Below are 20,165 nucleotides of genomic sequence, written 5' to 3' on the forward strand. Positions count from 1 at the left end.
AGACGATCGTCTAGCGGTGTCAAAACGGATTAGTCAAACGACTGACGACCGCCGTGCAACCAAACGGGGGTACCTGGTAACGCTAACGAAAAGATATAGAGCAAATCACTATTGCGTAAACGAATACATCCGTGGGATGCAGCAACGCCCATGGGCTGATCAGGTGGCGTACCATGAAGATAAATATAGCGACGCTGTGAATCGACCTGTCCACCACGGTTCACGCCTTTTTCTAATCCGCATAGCCACAGGATGCGGGTCAAAATCCAATCCCGCTTCGGATATGCTTCAGCTAGCGCAGGAGAAAATTCCTCACCCGTCCAGCGACGACCACGGAATACCGCATTATCAGGCATCCCGCTGCCAATCGCGGCTCTTATATAGTGCCAACCATGGGGTGTTTTGCCACTACCATTGTGCTCACCAATGCCCGCGAGGCCAGACGATATCTCACACTCATGCAACACCTTCGGCCCTCGCCAACAGCGTAGCTGCTGCTGGGTGGTATCGATTTCCAACCAGATGTCCTCTACAGGGGGAAGCTCAGCGAGCTTGGGCGTTCGCATATTTTCCTTCTTCAAGTGCTGGGGGCAACGGTGCATTCATGGCAGCCACCACTACCGGGCGCAACCGCCTAACCAAATCCCGCACGGTGACCTGCTCGTGATAATCCTTTTCAGCGATATCGCGCAGTGCATCAAGGCCTGAAAGCGTAAAAATCACCGTACCAAGCATAAAGTGTAGCCGCCAAAAGCGTTCCGCGTCAGGCAAGTCGGGCGTTGCTTGACGCACTAGCTCGGTGAAGCGGGTAAACACATCACCATACTCTTGCTGAATATGACGCCTAAGGTGCCCCTGCGCTTGGCTATAGGCCAGGCCCAGCAAGCGCATAAACACCTTTAAACTGTTGCGCTCGGCAGGCACTGCCAGCACGGTAGTCGCCATTGTTTCGAGTAGCGTTTCCAACGGAATAACGCGCCCTGCATGCTGGGCTTCAAGCTCATCAAGCGCGGTATGAAAACGCTGGGTAAACGGGTCCAGATAGCGTGAAAACACGGCCTGAATTAAGGCTTTTTTGGAACCAAAATGGTAATTCACCGCCGCTAAATTGACGCGCGCTTTGCTAGTGATGTTGCGCAGCGATGTTTCAGCAAAACCTCGCTCAGCAAACAGCACTTCCGCGGTGTCGAGTATTCGAGTTACCGTATCAGATTGAGCCATGCCGCTCTCCGGGGAAACGAGTGTTTAAAACATAGCAAAATACTATGCCATAACGTTGGTGGGCTCAACGCTTGATTTTCTGATGAAATATGGCTGCCTATATCAGTAGAAGCTTAGTTTAAAACGATTAGGAAAAATTCGGGGCCTTTCTAGATAGGGGTTGACAAGACATATACTGGACAGAGGAACATACTGTATACTTAACCACTTATCGATTAAGTCGACATTTATTTTGTTACTGTCTATTCACTATTATTGGAGTCTGGTATGTCGCGTCCGCTAACCGCTCGCCAACAGCACGTATTTGATTTTATTGTTAAGACCATGGGCGAATTTGGCTACCCTCCGACCCGTGCTGAAATTGCGAAAGCGCTGGGTTTCCGTTCACCTAACGCAGCGGAAGAGCACCTGCGCGCGCTAGAGCGTAAAGGCGCTATTCGCATTATTCGCAATACGTCACGCGGTATTCGCCTACCTAATCAAGAGCCCCAAGAGGTAGTAGAAAGCACCGTAAGCGCGTTGCCCGCTGCCAATATTGAAGCCTCGCCTGCTGGCCTACCGGTGATTGGCGAAGTAGCCGCCGGGAGCCCTATCCTAGCTGCTGAGCATATTGACCGTTACTGCCCTCTGCCAGCCGAGTACTTCACTCCTAAAGCCGATTATTTGCTGCGTGTGCGAGGCCTTTCGATGAAGGATATTGGTATTTTAGAAGGTGATTTATTGGCAGTTCACCGTACCGAGCGGGTGCGCGATGGCCAGATTGTAGTCGCGCGCCTAGATGATGAGGTAACCGTCAAGCGCTTCAAACGCCAGGGCCACCAAGTAACGCTATTTGCGGAAAATGCAGACTTTGCGCCCATTGAAATCGACCTGCGTTCACAGTCACTCGATATCGAAGGTGTCGGCGTTGGCGTTATTCGTGGCGGTAATGGTCAAGCACTGGGCTAACCACCGTCGCTACTGCATGTCGATATAGCGGTGGTCATTAAAGGTGGCCACCCAATTAGGATGATAGACCAGCAAAATACTCAGCAGCATCCCGGTAATAAACGCCTCTGAAGGCATTAGTAGAGGTAAGAAGCGTGCATACTCCTGAGCAAGATAGATAGCGTTAGGGTCTGTGCCTGCCACGATAATCAGCAGCACGGCAGCCAGCCCTGCCCCTAATGTTGCCAACGCCGCCCCAAAAAATCCGCAGGCAAATAGAAAAACCATCAGGTTATCCGGCAGGCGGCGATCTACCAGCCGCCACACTGTGCCAATAATGGCAGCCGGAACAATGCCCGTTACCAGTACATTCGCGCCCAGCAGCGTCCACTCATTGCGGCCGATAACCACCATTGCCACATTGATGAGTACATTGCTGAGCAGCGCTAGTGGCGCTTTAAACACGAGTGTCATCAATACCGTAAAGACGAGATGCAGCGTTAGCCAGTCGACCGCCTGAGCGCGTAGCTGCCACATCAGCACCACTGCCAGCGTTGCGCCTAACCAACGGTGCTGAAGGGCATTGTCTTCCAGTAGCGCTTTCCAGGGCCGCCGCCAAAGAGCCCACACCACTACGCCTAACGAGAGTAGCGAGGTGAATATCAGCGCCCAGGGCGCCAGTACAGTTTGTGCGAACGACATAGCGGCTTCTCACTTTACGAGCGTTAGCTAAATACCACGGTCTTGTTGCCATGCACTAAAACACGATCCTCAAGATGCCAGCGTAAACCGCGTGCGAGAACGGCTTTTTCAACATCACGCCCAAAGCGGACTAAATCGGTTGGGGTATGGCAGTGGCTAACGCGATGAATATCCTGTTCGATAATCGGGCCCGCGTCGAGTTCCTCGGTGACGTAGTGGCAGGTGGCGCCAATCAGCTTCACACCCCGCTGATATGCCTGGTGGTAGGGCTTCGCCCCAGCGAAAGAGGGTAAAAAACTGTGATGTATATTAATTACCCGCCCTGCATAGCGTGCGCACAGGTCAGGCGGCAGAATTTGCATATAACGCGCCAACACAACGCAATCAGCACGCGCACTATCGATTTCTGCTTGCACCTTGGCAAACGACACTTGCTTGTTATCGGGGTCTACTGGCACATAGTGATAAGGAATGCCGTACCACTCGGTCAATGAACGCATATCGTCATGGTTGGAAATGACGCCGACAATATCGCAATCCAACTCACCCGCCTGCCAGCGATAAAGCAAATCTACCAAGCAGTGTGACTCTCTAGAGACCATCAACACCACCCGGCGGCGCTGCTGTGTATCCACCAATGACCACTGCATATCAAATTCGATCGCCACCGGCTCGAACGCTGCACGTAGCGCCTCCACCGACATCCCCACTGAATCCGCCAAGATTTCGTAACGCATAAAAAAACAGCCCGTTTCTAAATCGGAGTGCTGGCTTGCTTCAGTGATAGACCCCCCTTGCTTAGCAATAAAGCTCGATACTCGGGCCACAATACCTACCCGATCAGGGCAGGACACAACTAAACGATAATAATGGGACATGTGAGCGACTCTTGACCTATTTCTAAGGTAATTATGACAAACCAACGGCTTAGGTTGCATAGTGTATCGGAAGGCCAAGGATGATTGTTAGCCGCCCCTGCCTTCCCGTATAGTTGAGTCACTACTTTTTAGGCTTTTCATAACTGATGCACTCTTCACGCGTTCAAATTCGTCCCCGTCGTCGTCCTCCGCTGCGCATGTTGCCGCTGGGGGGATGCGGTGAGATTGGTATGAATCTAACGCTCTACGGCTACGACGATCACTGGATTGTCGTCGACTGCGGCATGATGATTCGCCAGGATCTCCCCAACTCACCGCTACAAGTGCCTAATCTTGATACACCAAAAGCATTAGGGATAGTCCCGAAAGCACTATTTATTACCCACGGCCATGAAGACCATATAGGTGCCGTCGCTTGGCTCTGGCCGATGTGGAATTGTCCTATTTATGCCACGCCATTAGCCGCGGGGCTGTTACGTCTTAAATTTGCTGAACATCAACTTAGCAGCGCTGCTATTCATGTCATCGAACCAGGTGAGGCACTTGAAAGCGGGCCGTTTACGCTACGCTACTTGCCGTTGACGCATTCAATACCTGAAAGCTGTGCCATCATGATAATGGCTGGTGGCTATCGTGTTTTACATACCGGTGACTGGAAACTTGATCCTGAGCCGCTTATCGGCTCTCCGGTGAGCGCGGCACAGTTTAGAGCGCTGGCCCCGGTCGATTTAGTGGTCGGCGATTCCACCAACGCCCCCATGCCAGGCCACTCCGGCAGTGAAGGTGATGTGGCGAGAGCATTGGTAAAAACCCTCGCTAACTGCCAGGGCCGTGTAGTTGTCTCTTGTTTTGCCAGTAACCTTGCGCGGGTATTGGCTATCGGGCGCGCAGCGCATCAGTGTGGCCGTCGCATCAGCTTAATGGGGCGCTCAATGGAGCGAATGGTTAGCGTTGCGCGTGGGCTTGGCTATATGGATGACTTACCGCCGCTGGTACCCAATCACGACCTGGGTTATCTCCCCCCGGATGAAGTGGTCATTATCGCCACCGGTAGCCAGGGTGAGGCGCGTGCCGCGCTTCAGCGCCTTGCTCAGGGCCGCCATCCCTTTGTTGATCTTCAGCCCGGCGATAATGTCATCTTCTCGGCTAAGGCCATTCCAGGCAACGAACGCCCTATTGAACAGCTAAAAAAACGTTTAGCGCAGTTAGGTGTTCGTATTTACGACGAAATCAACCATCCCGAGTTACATGCTACTGGGCACCCCGCGCATGATGAGCTAATCAAACTCTATCAATGGATTAAGCCGAAGCATCTGATGCCCGTCCACGGCGAAGCAAGGCATCAGCAGGCGCATCAGGCAATTGCCAGTCAATTAGGGATTAGCGCACCTTTGTCGCCAGTTAATGGCGATTTAATCAGCTTTGATAACCAAGGGCTGCGCTGCGAGGCACGCTATCCCCAGCCGCCCTGCATCGTCAGTCAAAACAGTGTGGTTCCTCACCCAGGGTTGGAAGTAAAAGACGCCAGTACGGCACGTCGTGGCAGTTTGTACCTAGCACTACCAGTGACCGCGACTGATACGGGCTGGGCGCGCATTGGACGTTTGATGCTGGATGCGACGGGTGCCAGCCCGCTGGATGAAGATAGCTTTAGTGATTGGCTGGATGATCAGCTTGATGAGATTGCCGCCGACACACTGGCCGACCTTCGCCAAGCACTGCAGCCTCGCTTGGTACACTGGCTGGCGGAGCATATGCAGCACCTGCCCGATGTGCATCTTCAGATTATGGCCGCCGAAATGCCAGAGGCCATCACCCTAGACAATGCTGCCAATCGTTAGTGGTGCATCATTGCGGAGTAGCAAGACGTGGCAAACTCACTCCCAGCGTGCCGCGTCTTCTTGATCAGAGTGGCGTTCTTTGACCCAATATTCTCCCTGAGTGGAGTGCTCTTTCTTCCAGAAAGGCGCCTGGGTTTTTAAAAAATCCATAATAAAATCGCAGGCTTCAAACGCCTCCCGGCGGTGGGCGCTAGCCACTAGCACTCTCACGATGGGGTCGCCAGGGCCCAGGTAACCGACGCGATGAATTATCCGCACCGCTTGTAGCGACCAACGCTGCCAAGCCTGCTCGCCAATCTCCGTTAGCGTGCGCTCGGTCATACCGGGGTAATGTTCCAGTGTTAACCCCGTCACATCGGGCGTTTCATTGAAATCACGCACCAGTCCGGTAAAGCTCACCACCGCGCCAATATTGCTGCGCCCGGCTAATGCATCGCTATAGCCGTAGTCCATTGAGAATGGCGCTGCTTGCACCGCTACCTTAATATCCACCGTTACCCCCCTGTGACCGGTGGGAAAAACGCCACTTCGTCATCATCGGTCACTAGCGCATCATCGTTTGCCATTACCTGATTAATGGCGCATAACGTACGCTGATCAGTAAGCAATTTAAACCGATCATCGCGCTCGGCCAGCGCTGCTTTTAAACCACTGATATCGCGACTAGCAAGCTGGTCCAGCCCGACAGTCGCCTCGCTTTCACCTACCCGCTCGCGCAGTTCAGCCAGAAATTTAACCCGCACACAGGGGGAGGGACAGCGCTCACCCAGGCTTACTTCTCCTGACGTGCCTTCGCCCGTCACGATAGGCGACTGCCTATTCACACGCTGATAATCCCCGCGTTGGCCGCCCTGCTTGCTATCGAGCTGGATCGCGTCAATACGCATGCCCTTATCGACCGCTTTGCACATATCGTAGAGGGTTAAGCAGGCGACTGAAACGGCCGTCAGCGCTTCCATCTCAACACCGGTGCGACCATTTAAACGACACAGCGACGTTACATGCACACAGGACTCGGCCATGTCGATCTCGAATTCAACCGACACCTTTGATAGCGCCAAGGCATGGCAGAGCGGAATCAATTCATGGGTGCGTTTTGCCGCCTGAATACCCGCGATACGGGCGGTGGCCAGGACATCTCCTTTCGGTAATCCCCCCTCGCTGAGCAACGTCAGCGTTTCAGGCAGCATTACAATGCGCCCCGAGGCGACGGCTTCGCGGCGCGTTTCTTGTTTATCGCCGACATCCACCATGTTGGCTTCGCCCCGGGTGTTGAGGTGGGTTAGATGCATGTTGGTCACCTTTCCTTTTTTGAAGCCACGGTTTGCTTTTTTGCGTTTATCCAGGTCACTATCCAGCGCGCGATTGCGTCGCTATCATCAAGATTTAACTGCGCTACGCAAGAAGTTAAATCAATAGGCGATGGCGCGCTTAATGCAACCGCCTCGACCCATGGGTCAGTTAAAATGGCCGAGTCACCCACGCCATCGCGATAAAGCACCAGCTTAGGGATCGGCCAGGCTTTAAAGCCTTCGACAATCACTAAGTCGGGATGGTGCGGCACCATCATGGTTATTAACTCGGCTAAATCGGGCTCTTCCTGGTCGGGCGTTTCCTGCATCAGTGCAAATCGTTGCCGTGAAGCGACTAGTACAGGCGCCGCGCCCGCACTGCGCAGTTTATAGCTATCCTTTCCAGGCTGGTCTACTTCAAACGAGTGGTGAGCATGTTTAATCACGGCTACTTTCAAACCGTGCGCAGCTAATAGAGGCAGCAGCTTCTCTAACAGCGTCGTTTTGCCGGTACCGCTCCAGGCAGCAATCCCTAGAATGGGGAAGGATGCGGTTAGTTCGTTACTCATACAGCCTACCCTCCTACTTGCCACTCATACGATGCTCACAGCGTTAAAGAGGATGACTTTACTCGCCCTCTTGCGCCTTGGGTAATAGCCAGTTCAACGCAATACCTACCAGTGCAGCCAAGCTCACGCCTTGCAGGGTAAATTGGCCGCCCCCAAACTGCATACCACCTATTCCAAATACCAGGATGAGCGAGACCACCACTAAATTACGAGGTGCCGTCAGCGACTGCCCTGCTCGCACTAGCGTGTTCATACCCACGACCGCAATAGAACCAAACAGCAACGTCATAATACCGCCCATGACCGGGCCGGGTATGGTTTGCAGCAGCGCACCAAGCTTGGACACAAACGCCAGCACGATGGCAAAAATCGCAGCAACAATCATGTACTTGGGGTTAAACGCCCGAGTCAGCGTTACAGCCCCTGTCACTTCCGAGTAGGTAGTATTCGGGGGGCCGCCTAATAGCGCTGCCACACTAGTCGCCAACCCATCGCCTAGCAGGGTGCGATGCAGGCCGGGTTTTTCCAAATAGTTTTTGCGGGTCACCGAGCCAATAGCGACCATGTCACCAATGTGCTCAACCGCCGGAGCGATAGCGACTGGGATCATAAACAGAATAGCGGCCCAGTGAAAACTGGGGGCGGTAAAGCTGGGCACCGAGAGCCACGCCGCTTCGTGTACCGGGGTAAAATCTACCAACCCCATTAATAACGCCAAACAATAGCCCGTGACGATACCCCCCATAATCGGCACCAGGCGGAGCAGACCACGGCCAAAGACGGCCAGCAACAGAGTCACCAATAAGCTGGTCATTGAGAGAAAAATGGCCGGACCATAGCCGATATTGTCACTGGTTTCACCGGTTGCCATGCTGACAGCCACAGGCGCCAGCGCCAAGCCAATGACCATGATTACCGGCCCGACTACTACGGCAGGCAGTAAGCGGTGCAGCCAAGCGGTTCCCTTTAATCGCACCGCTTGGGAGATCGCGACATATACCAGCCCTGAGGCCATCAGACCGCCCATCGTGGCCGGCACACCAAAGCTTGCTACCGACCCTTGAATAGGCGCGATAAAAGCAAACGAAGAGGCCAAAAAAACGGGCACACTTTGCTTCGTCACTGCATGAAATATCAACGTGCCAGCCCCAGCAGTAAACAATGCAACACTCGGGTCAAGTCCAGTTAAAAGCGGTACTAACACCAAGGCACCAAAAGCCACAAATAGCATTTGTGCACCGGTTAAGACTACTTTTGGCCACGACTCTGCTTGGCTGTTAGCTTCACGCATTAGAGAATTCCTAGTGATTATTAGAGAGTAGCTATGCAAAAAAATGCCCCTAACGCGAAGCGTGAGGGGCTAGTTTAAAAAAGGCGCTTAGCGCGTTCCGAAAATCTTATCGCCTGCGTCACCTAGTCCAGGGACGATATAGCCATTTTCATCGAGCCGGTCATCGACCGAAGCAGTGTAAATTTCGATGTCGGGATACGCTTCCTGCACCCGTTTAATGCCTTCAGGGGCAGCGACGAGCACAATCACCTTCATATGCACACAGCCACGCTCACGCAGCATGTCCAACGTAGCCACCATTGAACCACCGGTGGCCAGCATGGGGTCAATTACGATTGCCATACGCTCTTCGATATCGTTAGCGAATTTGGCGAAATACGGGACCGGCTCAAGCGTCTCTTCATCGCGGTAAAGACCGACAACACTGACTCGAGCACTGGGAATTAAGTCTGTTACTCCTTCTAACATACCCAAGCCTGCGCGCAGAATCGGTACCACAGTAACTTTTTTACCCTTAAGCCGTCGTGTTGCAATCGGCTCGCCGTTCCATCCTTGGATTTCGTGATCTTCCAGCTCAAGACCTTTGGTTGCTTCATAGGTCAATAGCTTAGCGACTTCACCTGCCAGCTCACGAAAGCTCTTAGTGCTCAGATCAACTTCGCGCATCAGTCCCAGCTTATGTTGAACAAGCGGATGGTTAATGGCGTAAACACTCATGGGACTTCCTCACAGCTGGGGATTCAAAATGACAATCTGGGTATGTCACTAGACGCAAAATTGCGCACATTCTACCCGCAACCTAATAGGAGGTTAAGGGGTTTCCGGCAATTGCCACTCGATAGGCGTGCGCCCCTGCGCTTGCAGGAATTGATTTGCTTGCGAAAAATGCCGGGTGCCAAAAAAACCTCGGTGCGCGGAGAGCGGCGACGGGTGCGGGGCTTCAAGTACCAAATGGCGACGCTGGTCAATTAACGCCTTCTTCTGGCGCGCATGGCTGCCCCATAACAAAAACACACATGGCGACGCATGCTGGCTAACGGTTTCAATGGCGCGGTCAGTAAATACCTCCCATCCCTTGCCGCGATGAGAGGCCGCATTGCCCTGCTCCACGGTCAGCGATGTGTTGAGCAATAACACGCCCTGTTTAGCCCATGCTTCGAGATGGCCATGGCGAACAGGCGTAAACCCTACATCGCTAGCCAGCTCTTTATAGATATTAACCAGCGATGGCGGCACGGGAACACCCGCCTGCACGGAAAAGCAGAGGCCATGAGCCTGGTTGGGGCCGTGGTAAGGATCTTGCCCCAAGATAACGACTTTCACTTCATGCAGAGGGGTTAACTCAAAGGCGCGAAACCATTGCGTTGAGTGGGGGTAAATGGTTTTTTTAGCCGCCTTCTGCTGCGCCAAAAACTCCTTTAGCGCGAGCATGTAGTCAGCCTTAAACTCATCACCCAGCCACTGACTCCAATCGTCAGGAAGTGGATTGGCCATCATTACCTCTTCATTTGATCGACGAGTGGTTCAACGTAAGCAACACCCATGTCCCAAGGAAACTGAATCCAGCACTGCTGGGCTACTTCCGTTAGGTATTGGTCCACCAACGGACGACCGTCCGGCTTGGCATAAATGGTCACAAAGTGTGCCTTAGGCAACATTTTGCGAACTGCGCGTGCGGTTTTGCCAGTGTCCACTAAATCATCGACTAGCAGCCAGCCGTCACCGTCATGGTCGACACCCTTCATAATATCCAGGCCACCCTGGTCCATATGGTCGTAGCTCTTAATACACACGGTATCGATCAGACGGATATTAAGCTCACGGGCGATTAGTGCGGCCGGAATTAAGCCGCCGCGGGTAATCGCCACAATGCCCTTAAAATCACGCTCGATCATCTGATGACAAAGCGTACGCACATCACGATGAAGCTGATCCCAGGAGACAGTGAAGTGTTGGTGATAACGATCGCTGCTCATGGGGGTTACTCGTTTTCGTTGAATGAACAAACTGCGAATACGCTGTAACCAGCATCGCGAATTTTCTGTGACCCACCCAGCTCGGGAAGATCAATAATTGTAGCCGTTTCCACTACATGACCACCGCTGCGCTGGATAAGGTTAGCGGCTGCCAGCATAGTGCCACCGGTGGCGATCAAATCATCCATCAGCAGAATACGGTCGTCTTTCTGAAAAGCATCGGAGTGCAGCTCAACTTCCGAATGACCGTACTCCAGCGTATAAGTCTCACTGATGGTTTTAAACGGTAGCTTGCCCTTCTTACGCACCGGCACAAAGCTACACCCCAACTCATAAGCGAGCGGTGCGCCAATAATGAAACCGCGCGCATCGATTGCCGCGATAGCATCCAGGTTCATTTCCTGATAGCGATGTACGAAGCTATCAATCAGCTTGCGAAAGGCCGCGCTATTTTGCAGCAAAGGAGTGATGTCGCGAAAATTCACGCCTTTCTCAGGCCAATCCGGAACCGTGCGAATAACGGACTTAATGTAGTCGCCGTAGATGCTCATCGCGCCTCTCATTGAGTAGTAAAATTAAGTAGTTAGAAAGCGGAAAAGGCCGATCAAACCAAGAAGAGATACCTTACCGCAAACAGCAGCGCCAAAATAATAACGGCCGGATTCAAGTCGCTAAATCGGCCTGATAGCGTTTTGATCGCTACATAGCTGATGAAGCCGAGTGCAATCCCTTCGGCAATCGAGAACGTCAGCGGCATTGCCAGTGCAGCAATCAGTACCGGCGCGGCATCAGTTGGATCTTCCCAATTAGCATGCGCCAAGCTGCCCGCCATTAATACCGCCACATACAGCAGCGCGCCAGCGGTAGCGTAGGCCGGAATGGAGCCCGCCAACGGTGCGAAGAACAGGCTGATCAGGAATAGGCCACCAACGACCACCGCCGTCAAACCAGTCCGGCCACCGGATGCGATGCCCGCTGTTGATTCAATATAGCTAGTGGTAGTGGAAGTACCCAGTGCGGCACCCGCCATAGACGCTGTACTGTCCGCCATCATGGCACGACCAAGGCGCGGCAGCTTGCCATCTTTATCCAGTAGTTTGCCCCGATGAGCAACGCCCACCAACGTGCCAGAGGTATCAAACAGATCAACAAATAAGAACGCAAAAATGACGCTGAGCATCGCTACATCTAGCGCACCCATTAAATCCATCGCCATAAACGTAGGCGCAATCGAAGGTGGCATCGACATTAAACCGCCGTACTCATTATGGCCCAGCACCATGGCAATCACTGTCACGCCCAAAATACCGATCATTACCGCACCGGTGACGCGCAGGTAAGAAAGTGCGGTAATCACAAAAAAGCCTAACAGCGCATATAGGGCCGGCGGCTGAGATAGATCGCCTAACGAAACGAAAGTAGCGGGATTAGCAACCACAATACCGGCATTTTTCAGCGCAATCATCGCCAAGAAAAGACCGATACCAGCAGCGATCCCGAGTCGCAATGTCATAGGAATAGAGTTAATAATCCATTCACGAATTCTAAAAATGCTTAACAGGAAGAAAGTGAGACCAGAGAAGAAGACGGCGCCGAGTGCCGCTTCCCATGTATATCCCATACCCAATACAACGCCGTAGGTAAAAAACGCATTCAACCCCATGCCTGGTGCTTGGGCGATTGGATAATTGGCCCATAGGCCCATCACGAAACAGCCAATCGCTGCGGCGATGCACGTCGCCACAAATACCGCACCGTAGTCCATGCCCGCTTCAGACAGGATGCTCGGGTTAACAAAAATAATGTAGGCCATCGTCAGGAACGTAGTGATCCCGGCGATAACTTCTGTTTTCACATTAGTTTTGTGCTCAGTGAGCTTGAAATAACTATCCAGAAGTTTCATGAATTTTCTTATCCTTAGCGATAACGCAGCACGCGCACGCGTTCTGGTGCTGAGAAAAGCCGCACATACTACCGAAACGCTCACCGTGATGCGAGCGCTTCAGCATGGCGACCCATGTAAGCGAGAGCAGCCCCGCCGCTGTATACCAAGCAATCTTCAGGCCACAACCTAACCGACCGGTCAATTCAATGGCGGATTAAGCTAATGAGTGTTGCTGCGCCCGCTTTTTTGAGAGAGCACGCGCTCTACCGTTTCAACGATCACCTGGGTTTGCGGATCAATTTCAATATTGACTTGGTCCCCTGGCGCTCGATCCTGAAGCGTAGTGCGCGACAAGGTTTCAGGGATTAAATTGACACTAAACTCTACGCTTCCGCTATCGCTTTGACGTACATCACCGATAGTCAAACTGATACCGTCCACCCCGATATAGCCTTTCTCGAACACAAATCGGCCAAGCCTTTCCGGCAAGGAAAACCATAATCGACGGTTATTGGGCGCTTCTTCAATAGCCACTACCTCTGCCATGGAAATGATGTGCCCAGACATAGAGTGCCCACCAATCTCATCGCCAAAACGCGCCGCACGCTCTATATTGACGCATTGCCCTGGCACAATTGCACCAAGATTAGTCAATCTCAGCGTTTCACGCATCAAATCAAAACTAACGCTATCACCATCAATGGCCGTCACCGTTAAGCAAACGCCGTTATGAGCAACAGATGCACCAATCTCAAGCCCCTCGCGCATAGCTGGCGGCATTTCCACAACATGTACGCGAAAATCATCCAGCTCACGCACCGCTACTACCTTGGCGACCCCTTGCACAATGCCCGTAAACATATGGCTCATTCTCCTAATGGGTAAAAACTAAGTATTAAAAAACTAAGTATTAAAAGCGGGGAGGTAAAAATAACCAAAATCACGGGCACAAGCTTACTACTGGCGCCCCCTATGTGTGCACTCTTATGGTGATTTCCATAAGAGCATGAAACGTGAGGCCCTCTATTCTACGTCACTCGTTTTTATAGGGTCTTGCGTTAGCGTGTTTTTCTCTCGTCGAACACGCCCCTCTAAGCCTGTCGACAGCTCTAAAAACCTAAACACTCTTTTCTAATAGAATAAAAGACTATTTTAAGCTCCTAAAACATAAAATCAGACGGCTATAATTGACAAAACACCTACCTATCTCTAAGCTTTTGCCGCAAATGTAATGACGCCGATTTGTACCCAGATTGCGGGCGTCCACCAAGTTTCTAACTCGGTGAAGTGCAGCTAAAAGGGTGTGTCCAGCGTTGATGGCCGCCCATTAGGGTGGCCTTTTTTGTTTCTCATTCGCTGCTGGCCCGCCCTACACTGACCCGCCCAATGCTTGCGCCCCGCACTCCGTCTTCGGCCTACCGTTAAGGCAGACGCTATGATTGAACTTAGCAACGTCAGTAAAACCTATTTCAGCAACAACAAAGGCAACGGCTCCAATGCCATCCATGCGCTTAAAAAAGCCAACCTCATCGTTCCCAAAGGCACCATTCACGGCGTCATTGGCCTGTCTGGCGCGGGGAAATCGACGCTAATTCGCTGCGTTAATCTGCTAGAGCGCCCCACGAGTGGCACCGTGACAGTGGATGGCCAGGAAATGACAAGCCTGAGTAACGCAGCCCTTAACCGGGCGCGTCACCGCATCGGTATGATTTTTCAGCACTTCAATCTGCTAACCACGCGCTCGGTCTTCGATAACGTTGCCCTACCGCTTGAGCTGATGGGACAAAAACGCCATACCGTTCGCGAACGCGTTATTCCACTGCTGGAAATGGTTGGTCTGGCAGATAAAGCGGATCAGTACCCCGCCCAGCTTTCGGGCGGCCAGAAACAGCGCGTTGCGATTGCTCGGGCACTGGCCAGCAAACCGCAGGTATTGTTGTGCGATGAAGCCACCTCAGCACTGGATCCACAAACCACCAGCTCTATATTAGAACTGCTGCGTGACATTAATCATCAATTGGGGATCACCATTCTACTGATCACTCACGAGATGGAAGTGGTGAAATCGATCTGCCACCGCGTCAGCCTGATCTCAGATGGCGAATTGGTGGAGGATTCTGAAGTCGGCGACTTCTTTACTGCCCCCCGCACCCAGCTTGGCCGTGAGTTTCTCAACGACTTTCTTCAGCTGACGCCACCTAAAGAACTGATAGAAAGGCTCGTTGATACCCCTGGCGACAATACACACCCGGTGGTACGCCTAACGTTTTCTGGCGACGCAGTTTCCACACCGCTGATTTCGCGCCTAGCTCGCGAGTGCGGGGTCGATGTCAGCATTTTGCAAGCCAAGGTAGAGTCGATCCAGGAACGCACTTTGGGGCTGATGATCGCTGAGCTACTGGGCACGCCGACGCAAACTCAGCAAGCCATGACCTATCTTGAATCTCATCAACTACAGGTAGAGGTACTCGGCCATGTCCAGCGCAATGATTGATCTTATCTTACAGGCCACGTTGGATACCCTTTATATGGTGGCCGTTTCAGGGCTTATTTCCACCTTAGTGGGCCTACCGCTTGGCGTGATGCTGTATGTCACCCGCCCACGCCAAATATTGGCGAAGCCGGTGCTCAATCAATTGCTGAGCATTATTACCAACATTGGCCGCTCTATTCCGTTCATTATTTTGATGGTGGCCATTATTCCTTTTACGCGCATGTTGGTGGGCACCTCAATTGGTATTAACGCCGCGTCAGTGCCGCTTACTATTGCTGCCATTCCGTTTGTTGCTCGGCTGGTAGAAGCAGCGCTGAATGAAATTTCGCCAGGATTAATTGAGGCCGCCCAAGCCATGGGGGCAACGCCGTGGCAGATCATTTGCAAAGTGCTAATCCCAGAAGCCCGTGGCGGAATCATGACTGGCTTAACGATTACCGCCGTCACGCTGGTCAGTTACTCCGCCATGGCGGGCGCCGTCGGCGGCGGCGGCCTAGGCGACTTAGGCATTCGCTACGGCTATAACCGCTTCAATCCCACCATCATGCTGATTACGGTAGTGATTCTGGTTGTTATGGTGCAGGGCTTCCAAAGCCTGGGTGACTACTTGGTACGCAAGAGTGATCGTAAATAAAAGCGCCACCACGAAACAATTCAATATAACCAAATCGCATTAGACAACCGTTTCTTATTGCCGCATCATTGCATTATTACGTACAACGTTACTGGAGAGACCACATGCAAAAACTCATTATTGGTAGTCTTACCGCCTTAGCCCTTGCGGTTAACGTCGCTAACGCTGAAACGCGCAGCATCAAGATGGGTACCGTTGCCGGCCCTGAAACCGAAGTAATGGAAGTGGCAGCGCGCATTGCCAAAGAAGAGTATGACTTGGATGTCGAAATCATTGAGTTCACTGATTACGTTACGCCCAATGCAGCCCTAGCCGACGGCAGCCTGGATGCCAACGCCTACCAGCACGAGCCCTACTTGCAGTCGATGGTAGAAGATCGCGGCTATGACCTGGCAATTGCTGGTTACACCTTCGTTTACCCAATCGGCGCTTACTCAGAAAAATACGACAGCATCGACGATCTACCTGACGGTGCACAAATCGCGCTGCCCAACGATCCTTCCAACGAAGGCCGCGCGTTGATCCTGATGCACAACGAAGGACTGATCACCCTTAACGACCCAGAGTTTCTGGAATCAACACCTATTGATATCGCTGAAAATCCCCGCGACTTCCGTTTCCGCGAAATTGAGGCTGCCCAGCTTCCTCGCGTACTGCCTGATGTCGATATGGCGTTCATCAATAATACCTTCGCGCAGCCTGCAGGCTTGAGCCTGGACGACGCCTTGATCAAAGAAGGCCCTGAGTCCCCGTACGTTAACTTGATCGCCGTACGTGGCGGTGACGAAGAACGCGAAGAGATTCGCCAACTGGTCGACGCCTATCAGCGTGATGAAGTGATTGAAAAAGCGGAAGAGCTATTTAAAGGTGCTGCGGTACCTGGCTGGACCGAGTAAAACCGAAAATTAGCCATCAATAGATGACATCAGGCCGACACGCATAGGCACCTCTATGCAAAAAGTGTCGGCCTGATGCGTTAGTAGCAAGAGAGGTCTCATGCAAAACAGCGTTGACTATCCACTCCTCAATCGCCAGCTCGAAGCGCTGCTTGACACGCGTGACTGGCTCACCAACAGCGCCCAAACGTGTGCTTTTATTCAGCAGCAGCTCAGCGACCTTAACTGGGTCGGCTTTTATCTCCAGCGCCAGCCTGACGTCTTGGGCCTGGGCCCGTTCCAAGGGCAGCCTGCCTGCCACCCGATCCCATTCAGCAAAGGCGTATGCGGTGCCGCTGCACGCCAGCAAATCACCCAGCGAATCGACGATGTGCATGCGGTGGCTGACCATATTGCCTGCGACGCCAACTCACGCTCCGAGCTGGTAGTACCCATTGTGGCCAACGGCACTCTTTGGGGGGTTCTTGATCTGGACAGCCCTCTTCATGCGCGCTTTACCTCACAAGACCAAGCAGGCATTGAAGCCCTAGTCGCCACCTTTATACGTCAGACAGAGCTTCCCGACTTAATTGAACGCTAAAACGCCCATACAAAAACACCCCGTGCAATAAATGCCGGGGTGCTTTTAGTGTCAGCTGGTAGGACCAGGCGGATTTGAACCGCCGACCTCCACGATGTCAACGTGGCGCTCTAACCAACTGAGCTATGGTCCTAGAAATTGGGGCTGGCTAGCAAATGGTAGGATCAGGCGGATTTGAACCGCCGACCTCCACGATGTCAACGTGGCGCTCTAACCAACTGAGCTATGATCCTATTGCGCGCTGAAACATATAGCGCTAGCTAAGCAACGGATGCGTATTTTACGCTTTCATCACTGAATTGCAAGCTATTTTACACCACTAACGAATGCGCCTTGAGCTGCTCAACGGGATACAGGTCGTCATTTATAGCGCATTTCTATCTTTATAATCCTTATAGCGCTAGGCTGGGTATTTTAATATTCTTGATATTCATTAAGGGTGATTGATCATGCTGGGTATTTTGCTAGGAAGCATAGCCATCGTGTTATTAATAGCGACACTGATTGCACGCATAGAATTACACTGGTGGTGGATCCGCAGCTTTGAATTTCCACGCTTGCAGATTGCTTGTCTGGCGATAATCACTTGGCTTTCAGCTGTTGTCCTGCTGGAAGGGGGAGCATGGCAGTGGGTAACACTACTTGCGTCAGGCCTCACTTTTCTGATTCAAGGCTACTACATTATGCCTTTTACTCGCCTATGGCCTATACAGGTTAAAACAGCGAAGAGTAACGACGACGATAAAACCATTACCCTGCTGATTGCTAACGTGCTGACACCTAACCGGCAAGCTCAACCGTTAATCGATATGATCAAACAGCACCAGCCTGACATCGTATTAACGCTAGAGTCTGACCAGTGGTGGCAAGACCAATTGGATCCCGCGTTAGCTGAGCAATGGCCCAATAGCGTTAAAATCCCGCTAGACAACCTTTACGGCATGCACCTCTATTCTCATCTTGAGCTTACCGACACCTCCGTTGAATGGTTGATTCAAGATGACATACCGTCTATTCATACCAGAGTAACACTAGCTAACGGCGACTCTATTCGCCTATTTGCCCTACACCCTCGCCCGCCAGCACCCAGCGAGAGTGAAAAATCCCTTTGGCGCGATGCAGAGCTGTTGTTGGTAGGCAAACGTATTCATGAAGACCCCCAACCGACGCTAGTCGCTGGCGACCTCAACGACGTGGCATGGTCACGCACAACACGCCTGTTTTGTCGTGTTGGCGGCATGCTCGACCCACGCCGAGGACGCGGGTTGTTCAGCACCTTCCACGCCAAATACCCGATATTGCGCTGGCCTCTGGACCATATTTTTGTGACCGAACACTTCACGCTGGTGGGTATGCAGCGGCTGAAATATTTCGGTTCTGATCATTTTCCTATGTTGGCAACGTTTTGCTATCGCCCTTCGCGCAAAAATGAAGCAGAAACCCCAGAGGCCAGTACGGAAGAGCGAAGTGAGGCCAGCGAAACAATCCAAGAAGGTAAAATTGAAAAACAAGAGACCTGATCGCTGGCTTACTTGCATTGCTTACTCGGGGACGCCTCCCTGGGTAAGCACGGTTGGGTCTAGCAACCGCTCTAACGTTTCGCGATCCAGGTCGGTCCTCTCCTCGGCGACATCAATAATCGCCCGCCCGGCTTGATAAGCTTCTTTAGCAATCGCCGCGGCAGCGTTATAACCAATCACGCCATTTAATGCCGTTACCAAAATAGGATTTTTTGCTAGCGGGCCTTTTACATTCTCTTCACGCACTTTAAAGGTCGCAATTGCTCTATCCGCTAGCAGCCGGGCAGTATTACTCATCAGGCTAATGGAGGTAAGCAGATTGGAAGCGACCAGCGGCAACATCACGTTCAACTGAAAATTACCGCTTTGCCCGGCAACCGTAATGGCCGTATCCAGGCCAATCACTTGCGCGGCAGCTTGAGCGGCTGATTCTGGAATCACCGGGTTAACTTTGCCTGGCATAATGGAGCTACCGGGCTGCAGTGCCTCAAGTTCAATTTCCCCCAGCCCTGCCAGTGGGCCAGAGTTCATCCAGCGCAAATCATTGGCAATTTTCATGATTACACAGGCGAGCCCTTTCAGTTGCCCCGACAGCTCTACCGCTGCATCTTGTGACGAAAGGCTGGCAAAAAAGCTGTCATTGGGTGTGAACATTAACCCGGTCTGTTCACTAAGCTCTTGAGCAACCTGCTCAGCAAAACCGGCTGGCGCGTTAACACCGGTACCTACAGCGGTCCCGCCTTGCGCTAATCTGCAGAGCCTCTTCATTGCGCTGTCAAAACGCTCTATGGCCTGATTAATCTGGCTCGACCAGGCGCCTAGCTCTTGATCCATGCGCAGCGGCATAGCGTCCATAAGATGCGTACGGCCGGTTTTTACCACATGGCTTAGTTCGCTCGCGCGCTGATCAATAGTATCGCGCAGATGAACAAGGGCTGGACGCAGCGATTCGTGAACGGCAATGGCCGACGAAAGATGGATCGCCGTTGGGATTACATCATTACTCGACTGCCCCATATTAACGTGATCGTTCGGGGTTACCTCAACGCCCTCACGGCTCGCCAAGGTCGCCAACACCTCGTTGACGTTCATATTGGTGGAAGTGCCTGAACCGGTTTGAAAAACATCGATGGGGAAATGCTGGTCATGCTTGCCGGTTAATACGTCACGAGCCGCTTTTTGGATAGCTTCGCCACGTGCGCTATCTAACCCTCCCAGGATTTGGTTTGCGCGTGCTGCGGCTAGTTTGATGCGGGTGACCGCATGAATAAAAGCGGTCGGCATAGGCGTATGGGAAACAGGAAAGTTATTGATTGCCCGCTGTGTCTGCGCGCCGTAGAGGGCATCGAAAGGCACTTCCAGTTCGCCCATGCTGTCGCGTTCCATCCGTGTTGCCATTGCTCTTACTCCCATCAGTGAGATTAATAGTGCTGCTTATCTGAGCGCATACTCTCTCTTT

The 20,165-nt window shown here is 52.4% G+C and carries 22 protein-coding genes and 2 tRNA genes; 7 read left to right on the top strand and 17 right to left on the bottom strand.

All coding sequences use genetic code 11. The features are described from left to right. Positions 1-29 precede the first annotated feature (29 nt). Positions 30-566, bottom strand: a complete 537-nt coding sequence (locus tag Q3Y66_RS10705) for a L,D-transpeptidase (protein WP_008956241.1) — start codon at positions 564-566, stop codon at positions 30-32. Then, the gene (locus tag Q3Y66_RS10710; RefSeq protein WP_008956240.1) at positions 544-1,221 is read right to left on the bottom strand and encodes a TetR/AcrR family transcriptional regulator; all 678 of its coding nucleotides are present in this window, start codon (positions 1,219-1,221) and stop codon (positions 544-546) included. Before Q3Y66_RS10710 ends, Q3Y66_RS10705 begins: the two co-directional genes overlap by 23 nt. A 267-nt stretch (positions 1,222-1,488) precedes the next feature. Here Q3Y66_RS10710 and lexA point away from each other — a divergent pair, with 267 nt between their 5' ends. Continuing rightward, the gene (gene lexA / locus Q3Y66_RS10715; protein WP_008956239.1) at positions 1,489-2,169 is read left to right on the top strand and encodes a transcriptional repressor LexA; all 681 of its coding nucleotides are present in this window, start codon (positions 1,489-1,491) and stop codon (positions 2,167-2,169) included. Between the two features lie 9 nt (positions 2,170-2,178). Here the strand turns inward: lexA and Q3Y66_RS10720 are convergent, their stop codons facing one another. Both Q3Y66_RS10720 and purU read right to left on the bottom strand, forming a co-directional pair. Continuing rightward, a complete protein-coding gene (locus tag Q3Y66_RS10720; protein WP_008956238.1) occupies positions 2,179-2,850 on the bottom strand; it encodes an energy-coupling factor ABC transporter permease in 672 nt (223 codons plus the stop codon). A 23-nt stretch (positions 2,851-2,873) separates the two neighbouring features. Continuing rightward, on the bottom strand, positions 2,874-3,728 hold the full coding sequence (gene purU, locus Q3Y66_RS10725; protein WP_008956237.1) for a formyltetrahydrofolate deformylase: 855 nt from the start codon (positions 3,726-3,728) through the stop codon (positions 2,874-2,876). Positions 3,729-3,958: 230 nt separating this feature from the next. Between purU and Q3Y66_RS10730 the strand changes: the two genes are divergently transcribed. After that, the gene (locus Q3Y66_RS10730) at positions 3,959-5,569 is read left to right on the top strand and encodes a ribonuclease J (protein ID WP_008956236.1); all 1,611 of its coding nucleotides are present in this window, start codon (positions 3,959-3,961) and stop codon (positions 5,567-5,569) included. A 36-nt stretch (positions 5,570-5,605) separates the two neighbouring features. Here the strand turns inward: Q3Y66_RS10730 and moaE are convergent, their stop codons facing one another. From moaE to Q3Y66_RS10780, 10 genes are all read right to left on the bottom strand, one after another. Then, on the bottom strand, positions 5,606-6,061 hold the full coding sequence (gene moaE, locus Q3Y66_RS10735; protein ID WP_008956235.1) for a molybdopterin synthase catalytic subunit MoaE: 456 nt from the start codon (positions 6,059-6,061) through the stop codon (positions 5,606-5,608). A gap of 2 nt (positions 6,062-6,063) precedes the next feature. After that, entirely contained in the window at positions 6,064-6,861 is a 798-nt protein-coding gene (gene moaC, locus Q3Y66_RS10740; RefSeq protein ID WP_008956234.1) for a cyclic pyranopterin monophosphate synthase MoaC, read from the bottom strand. Positions 6,862-6,866: 5 nt separating this feature from the next. After that, complete coding sequence (mobB, locus tag Q3Y66_RS10745) at positions 6,867-7,430, bottom strand: molybdopterin-guanine dinucleotide biosynthesis protein B (protein WP_008956233.1); 564 nt, start codon at positions 7,428-7,430, stop codon at positions 6,867-6,869. Positions 7,431-7,488: 58 nt separating this feature from the next. After that, positions 7,489-8,721, bottom strand: coding sequence for a uracil-xanthine permease family protein (locus tag Q3Y66_RS10750; RefSeq protein WP_008956232.1), 1,233 nt, complete (start codon positions 8,719-8,721; stop codon positions 7,489-7,491). An 87-nt stretch (positions 8,722-8,808) separates the two neighbouring features. Next, positions 8,809-9,438, bottom strand: coding sequence for a uracil phosphoribosyltransferase (gene upp / locus Q3Y66_RS10755; RefSeq protein ID WP_008956231.1), 630 nt, complete (start codon positions 9,436-9,438; stop codon positions 8,809-8,811). A gap of 93 nt (positions 9,439-9,531) precedes the next feature. After that, complete coding sequence (gene ung, locus Q3Y66_RS10760; protein WP_193365441.1) at positions 9,532-10,215, bottom strand: uracil-DNA glycosylase; 684 nt, start codon at positions 10,213-10,215, stop codon at positions 9,532-9,534. Positions 10,216-10,217: 2 nt separating this feature from the next. After that, entirely contained in the window at positions 10,218-10,697 is a 480-nt protein-coding gene (gene gpt / locus Q3Y66_RS10765; protein WP_008956229.1) for a xanthine phosphoribosyltransferase, read from the bottom strand. 5 nt (positions 10,698-10,702) lie between these two features. Beyond that, on the bottom strand, positions 10,703-11,248 hold the full coding sequence (locus tag Q3Y66_RS10770; protein WP_008956228.1) for an adenine phosphoribosyltransferase: 546 nt from the start codon (positions 11,246-11,248) through the stop codon (positions 10,703-10,705). A gap of 53 nt (positions 11,249-11,301) precedes the next feature. Beyond that, positions 11,302-12,600, bottom strand: coding sequence for an NCS2 family permease (locus Q3Y66_RS10775; RefSeq protein ID WP_008956227.1), 1,299 nt, complete (start codon positions 12,598-12,600; stop codon positions 11,302-11,304). A gap of 201 nt (positions 12,601-12,801) precedes the next feature. After that, complete coding sequence (locus Q3Y66_RS10780) at positions 12,802-13,443, bottom strand: riboflavin synthase (RefSeq protein WP_008956226.1); 642 nt, start codon at positions 13,441-13,443, stop codon at positions 12,802-12,804. 574 nt (positions 13,444-14,017) lie between these two features. Between Q3Y66_RS10780 and Q3Y66_RS10785 the strand changes: the two genes are divergently transcribed. From Q3Y66_RS10785 to Q3Y66_RS10800, 4 genes are all read left to right on the top strand, one after another. Next, positions 14,018-15,076 (top strand): methionine ABC transporter ATP-binding protein, encoded by a 1,059-nt coding sequence (locus tag Q3Y66_RS10785; RefSeq protein ID WP_008956225.1) that lies wholly within the window; start codon positions 14,018-14,020, stop codon positions 15,074-15,076. Further along, positions 15,057-15,710: a methionine ABC transporter permease gene (locus Q3Y66_RS10790; RefSeq protein WP_008956224.1), complete on the top strand. Its 654-nt coding sequence runs from the start codon at positions 15,057-15,059 to the stop codon at positions 15,708-15,710. Before Q3Y66_RS10785 ends, Q3Y66_RS10790 begins: the two co-directional genes overlap by 20 nt. Positions 15,711-15,814: 104 nt before the next feature. After that, positions 15,815-16,606 carry a MetQ/NlpA family ABC transporter substrate-binding protein gene (locus Q3Y66_RS10795; RefSeq protein ID WP_008956223.1) on the top strand — a complete coding sequence of 264 codons (792 nt, stop codon included), beginning with the start codon at positions 15,815-15,817 and terminating at the stop codon, positions 16,604-16,606. Positions 16,607-16,706: 100 nt separating this feature from the next. Continuing rightward, a complete protein-coding gene (locus tag Q3Y66_RS10800; RefSeq protein WP_008956222.1) occupies positions 16,707-17,186 on the top strand; it encodes a GAF domain-containing protein in 480 nt (159 codons plus the stop codon). Between the two features lie 56 nt (positions 17,187-17,242). On the opposite strand, the gene Q3Y66_RS10805 is transcribed toward Q3Y66_RS10800, so the two are convergent. After that, positions 17,243-17,319: transfer RNA gene (locus Q3Y66_RS10805), tRNA-Val, on the bottom strand. Positions 17,320-17,342: 23 nt separating this feature from the next. Next, positions 17,343-17,419: transfer RNA gene (locus Q3Y66_RS10810), tRNA-Val, on the bottom strand. 216 nt (positions 17,420-17,635) lie between these two features. On the opposite strand from Q3Y66_RS10810, the gene Q3Y66_RS10815 reads away from it, so the two are divergent. Next, positions 17,636-18,706: an endonuclease/exonuclease/phosphatase family protein gene (locus Q3Y66_RS10815; RefSeq protein ID WP_008956221.1), complete on the top strand. Its 1,071-nt coding sequence runs from the start codon at positions 17,636-17,638 to the stop codon at positions 18,704-18,706. Between the two features lie 21 nt (positions 18,707-18,727). On the opposite strand, the gene Q3Y66_RS10820 is transcribed toward Q3Y66_RS10815, so the two are convergent. Continuing rightward, the gene (locus tag Q3Y66_RS10820; protein WP_008956220.1) at positions 18,728-20,104 is read right to left on the bottom strand and encodes a lyase family protein; all 1,377 of its coding nucleotides are present in this window, start codon (positions 20,102-20,104) and stop codon (positions 18,728-18,730) included. Positions 20,105-20,165 lie beyond the last annotated feature (61 nt).

Source organism: Halomonas sp. HAL1 (assembly GCF_030544485.1).
GTDB classification, from domain to species: domain Bacteria; phylum Pseudomonadota; class Gammaproteobacteria; order Pseudomonadales; family Halomonadaceae; genus Vreelandella; species Vreelandella arctica.

What these genes read in the sequence shown, in the direction of transcription:
- mobB (WP_008956233.1), bottom strand. Translation starts at nt 7,430, where the DNA reads ATGAGTAACGAACTAACCGCATCCTTCCCCATTCTAGGGATTGCTGCC.
- Q3Y66_RS10705 (WP_008956241.1), bottom strand. Translation starts at nt 566, where the DNA reads ATGCGAACGCCCAAGCTCGCTGAGCTTCCCCCTGTAGAGGACATCTGG.
- moaC (WP_008956234.1), bottom strand. Translation starts at nt 6,861, where the DNA reads ATGCATCTAACCCACCTCAACACCCGGGGCGAAGCCAACATGGTGGAT.
- Q3Y66_RS10750 (WP_008956232.1), bottom strand. Translation starts at nt 8,721, where the DNA reads ATGCGTGAAGCTAACAGCCAAGCAGAGTCGTGGCCAAAAGTAGTCTTA.
- Q3Y66_RS10790 (WP_008956224.1), top strand. Translation starts at nt 15,057, where the DNA reads ATGTCCAGCGCAATGATTGATCTTATCTTACAGGCCACGTTGGATACC.
- Q3Y66_RS10710 (WP_008956240.1), bottom strand. Translation starts at nt 1,221, where the DNA reads ATGGCTCAATCTGATACGGTAACTCGAATACTCGACACCGCGGAAGTG.
- gpt (WP_008956229.1), bottom strand. Translation starts at nt 10,697, where the DNA reads ATGAGCAGCGATCGTTATCACCAACACTTCACTGTCTCCTGGGATCAG.
- Q3Y66_RS10815 (WP_008956221.1), top strand. Translation starts at nt 17,636, where the DNA reads ATGCTGGGTATTTTGCTAGGAAGCATAGCCATCGTGTTATTAATAGCG.
- Q3Y66_RS10730 (WP_008956236.1), top strand. Translation starts at nt 3,959, where the DNA reads ATGAATCTAACGCTCTACGGCTACGACGATCACTGGATTGTCGTCGAC.
- Q3Y66_RS10785 (WP_008956225.1), top strand. Translation starts at nt 14,018, where the DNA reads ATGATTGAACTTAGCAACGTCAGTAAAACCTATTTCAGCAACAACAAA.
- lexA (WP_008956239.1), top strand. Translation starts at nt 1,489, where the DNA reads ATGTCGCGTCCGCTAACCGCTCGCCAACAGCACGTATTTGATTTTATT.
- Q3Y66_RS10780 (WP_008956226.1), bottom strand. Translation starts at nt 13,443, where the DNA reads ATGTTTACGGGCATTGTGCAAGGGGTCGCCAAGGTAGTAGCGGTGCGT.
- Q3Y66_RS10820 (WP_008956220.1), bottom strand. Translation starts at nt 20,104, where the DNA reads ATGGCAACACGGATGGAACGCGACAGCATGGGCGAACTGGAAGTGCCT.
- Q3Y66_RS10800 (WP_008956222.1), top strand. Translation starts at nt 16,707, where the DNA reads ATGCAAAACAGCGTTGACTATCCACTCCTCAATCGCCAGCTCGAAGCG.
- Q3Y66_RS10720 (WP_008956238.1), bottom strand. Translation starts at nt 2,850, where the DNA reads ATGTCGTTCGCACAAACTGTACTGGCGCCCTGGGCGCTGATATTCACC.
- Q3Y66_RS10795 (WP_008956223.1), top strand. Translation starts at nt 15,815, where the DNA reads ATGCAAAAACTCATTATTGGTAGTCTTACCGCCTTAGCCCTTGCGGTT.
- purU (WP_008956237.1), bottom strand. Translation starts at nt 3,728, where the DNA reads ATGTCCCATTATTATCGTTTAGTTGTGTCCTGCCCTGATCGGGTAGGT.
- upp (WP_008956231.1), bottom strand. Translation starts at nt 9,438, where the DNA reads ATGAGTGTTTACGCCATTAACCATCCGCTTGTTCAACATAAGCTGGGA.
- Q3Y66_RS10775 (WP_008956227.1), bottom strand. Translation starts at nt 12,600, where the DNA reads ATGAAACTTCTGGATAGTTATTTCAAGCTCACTGAGCACAAAACTAAT.
- Q3Y66_RS10770 (WP_008956228.1), bottom strand. Translation starts at nt 11,248, where the DNA reads ATGAGCATCTACGGCGACTACATTAAGTCCGTTATTCGCACGGTTCCG.
- ung (WP_193365441.1), bottom strand. Translation starts at nt 10,215, where the DNA reads ATGGCCAATCCACTTCCTGACGATTGGAGTCAGTGGCTGGGTGATGAG.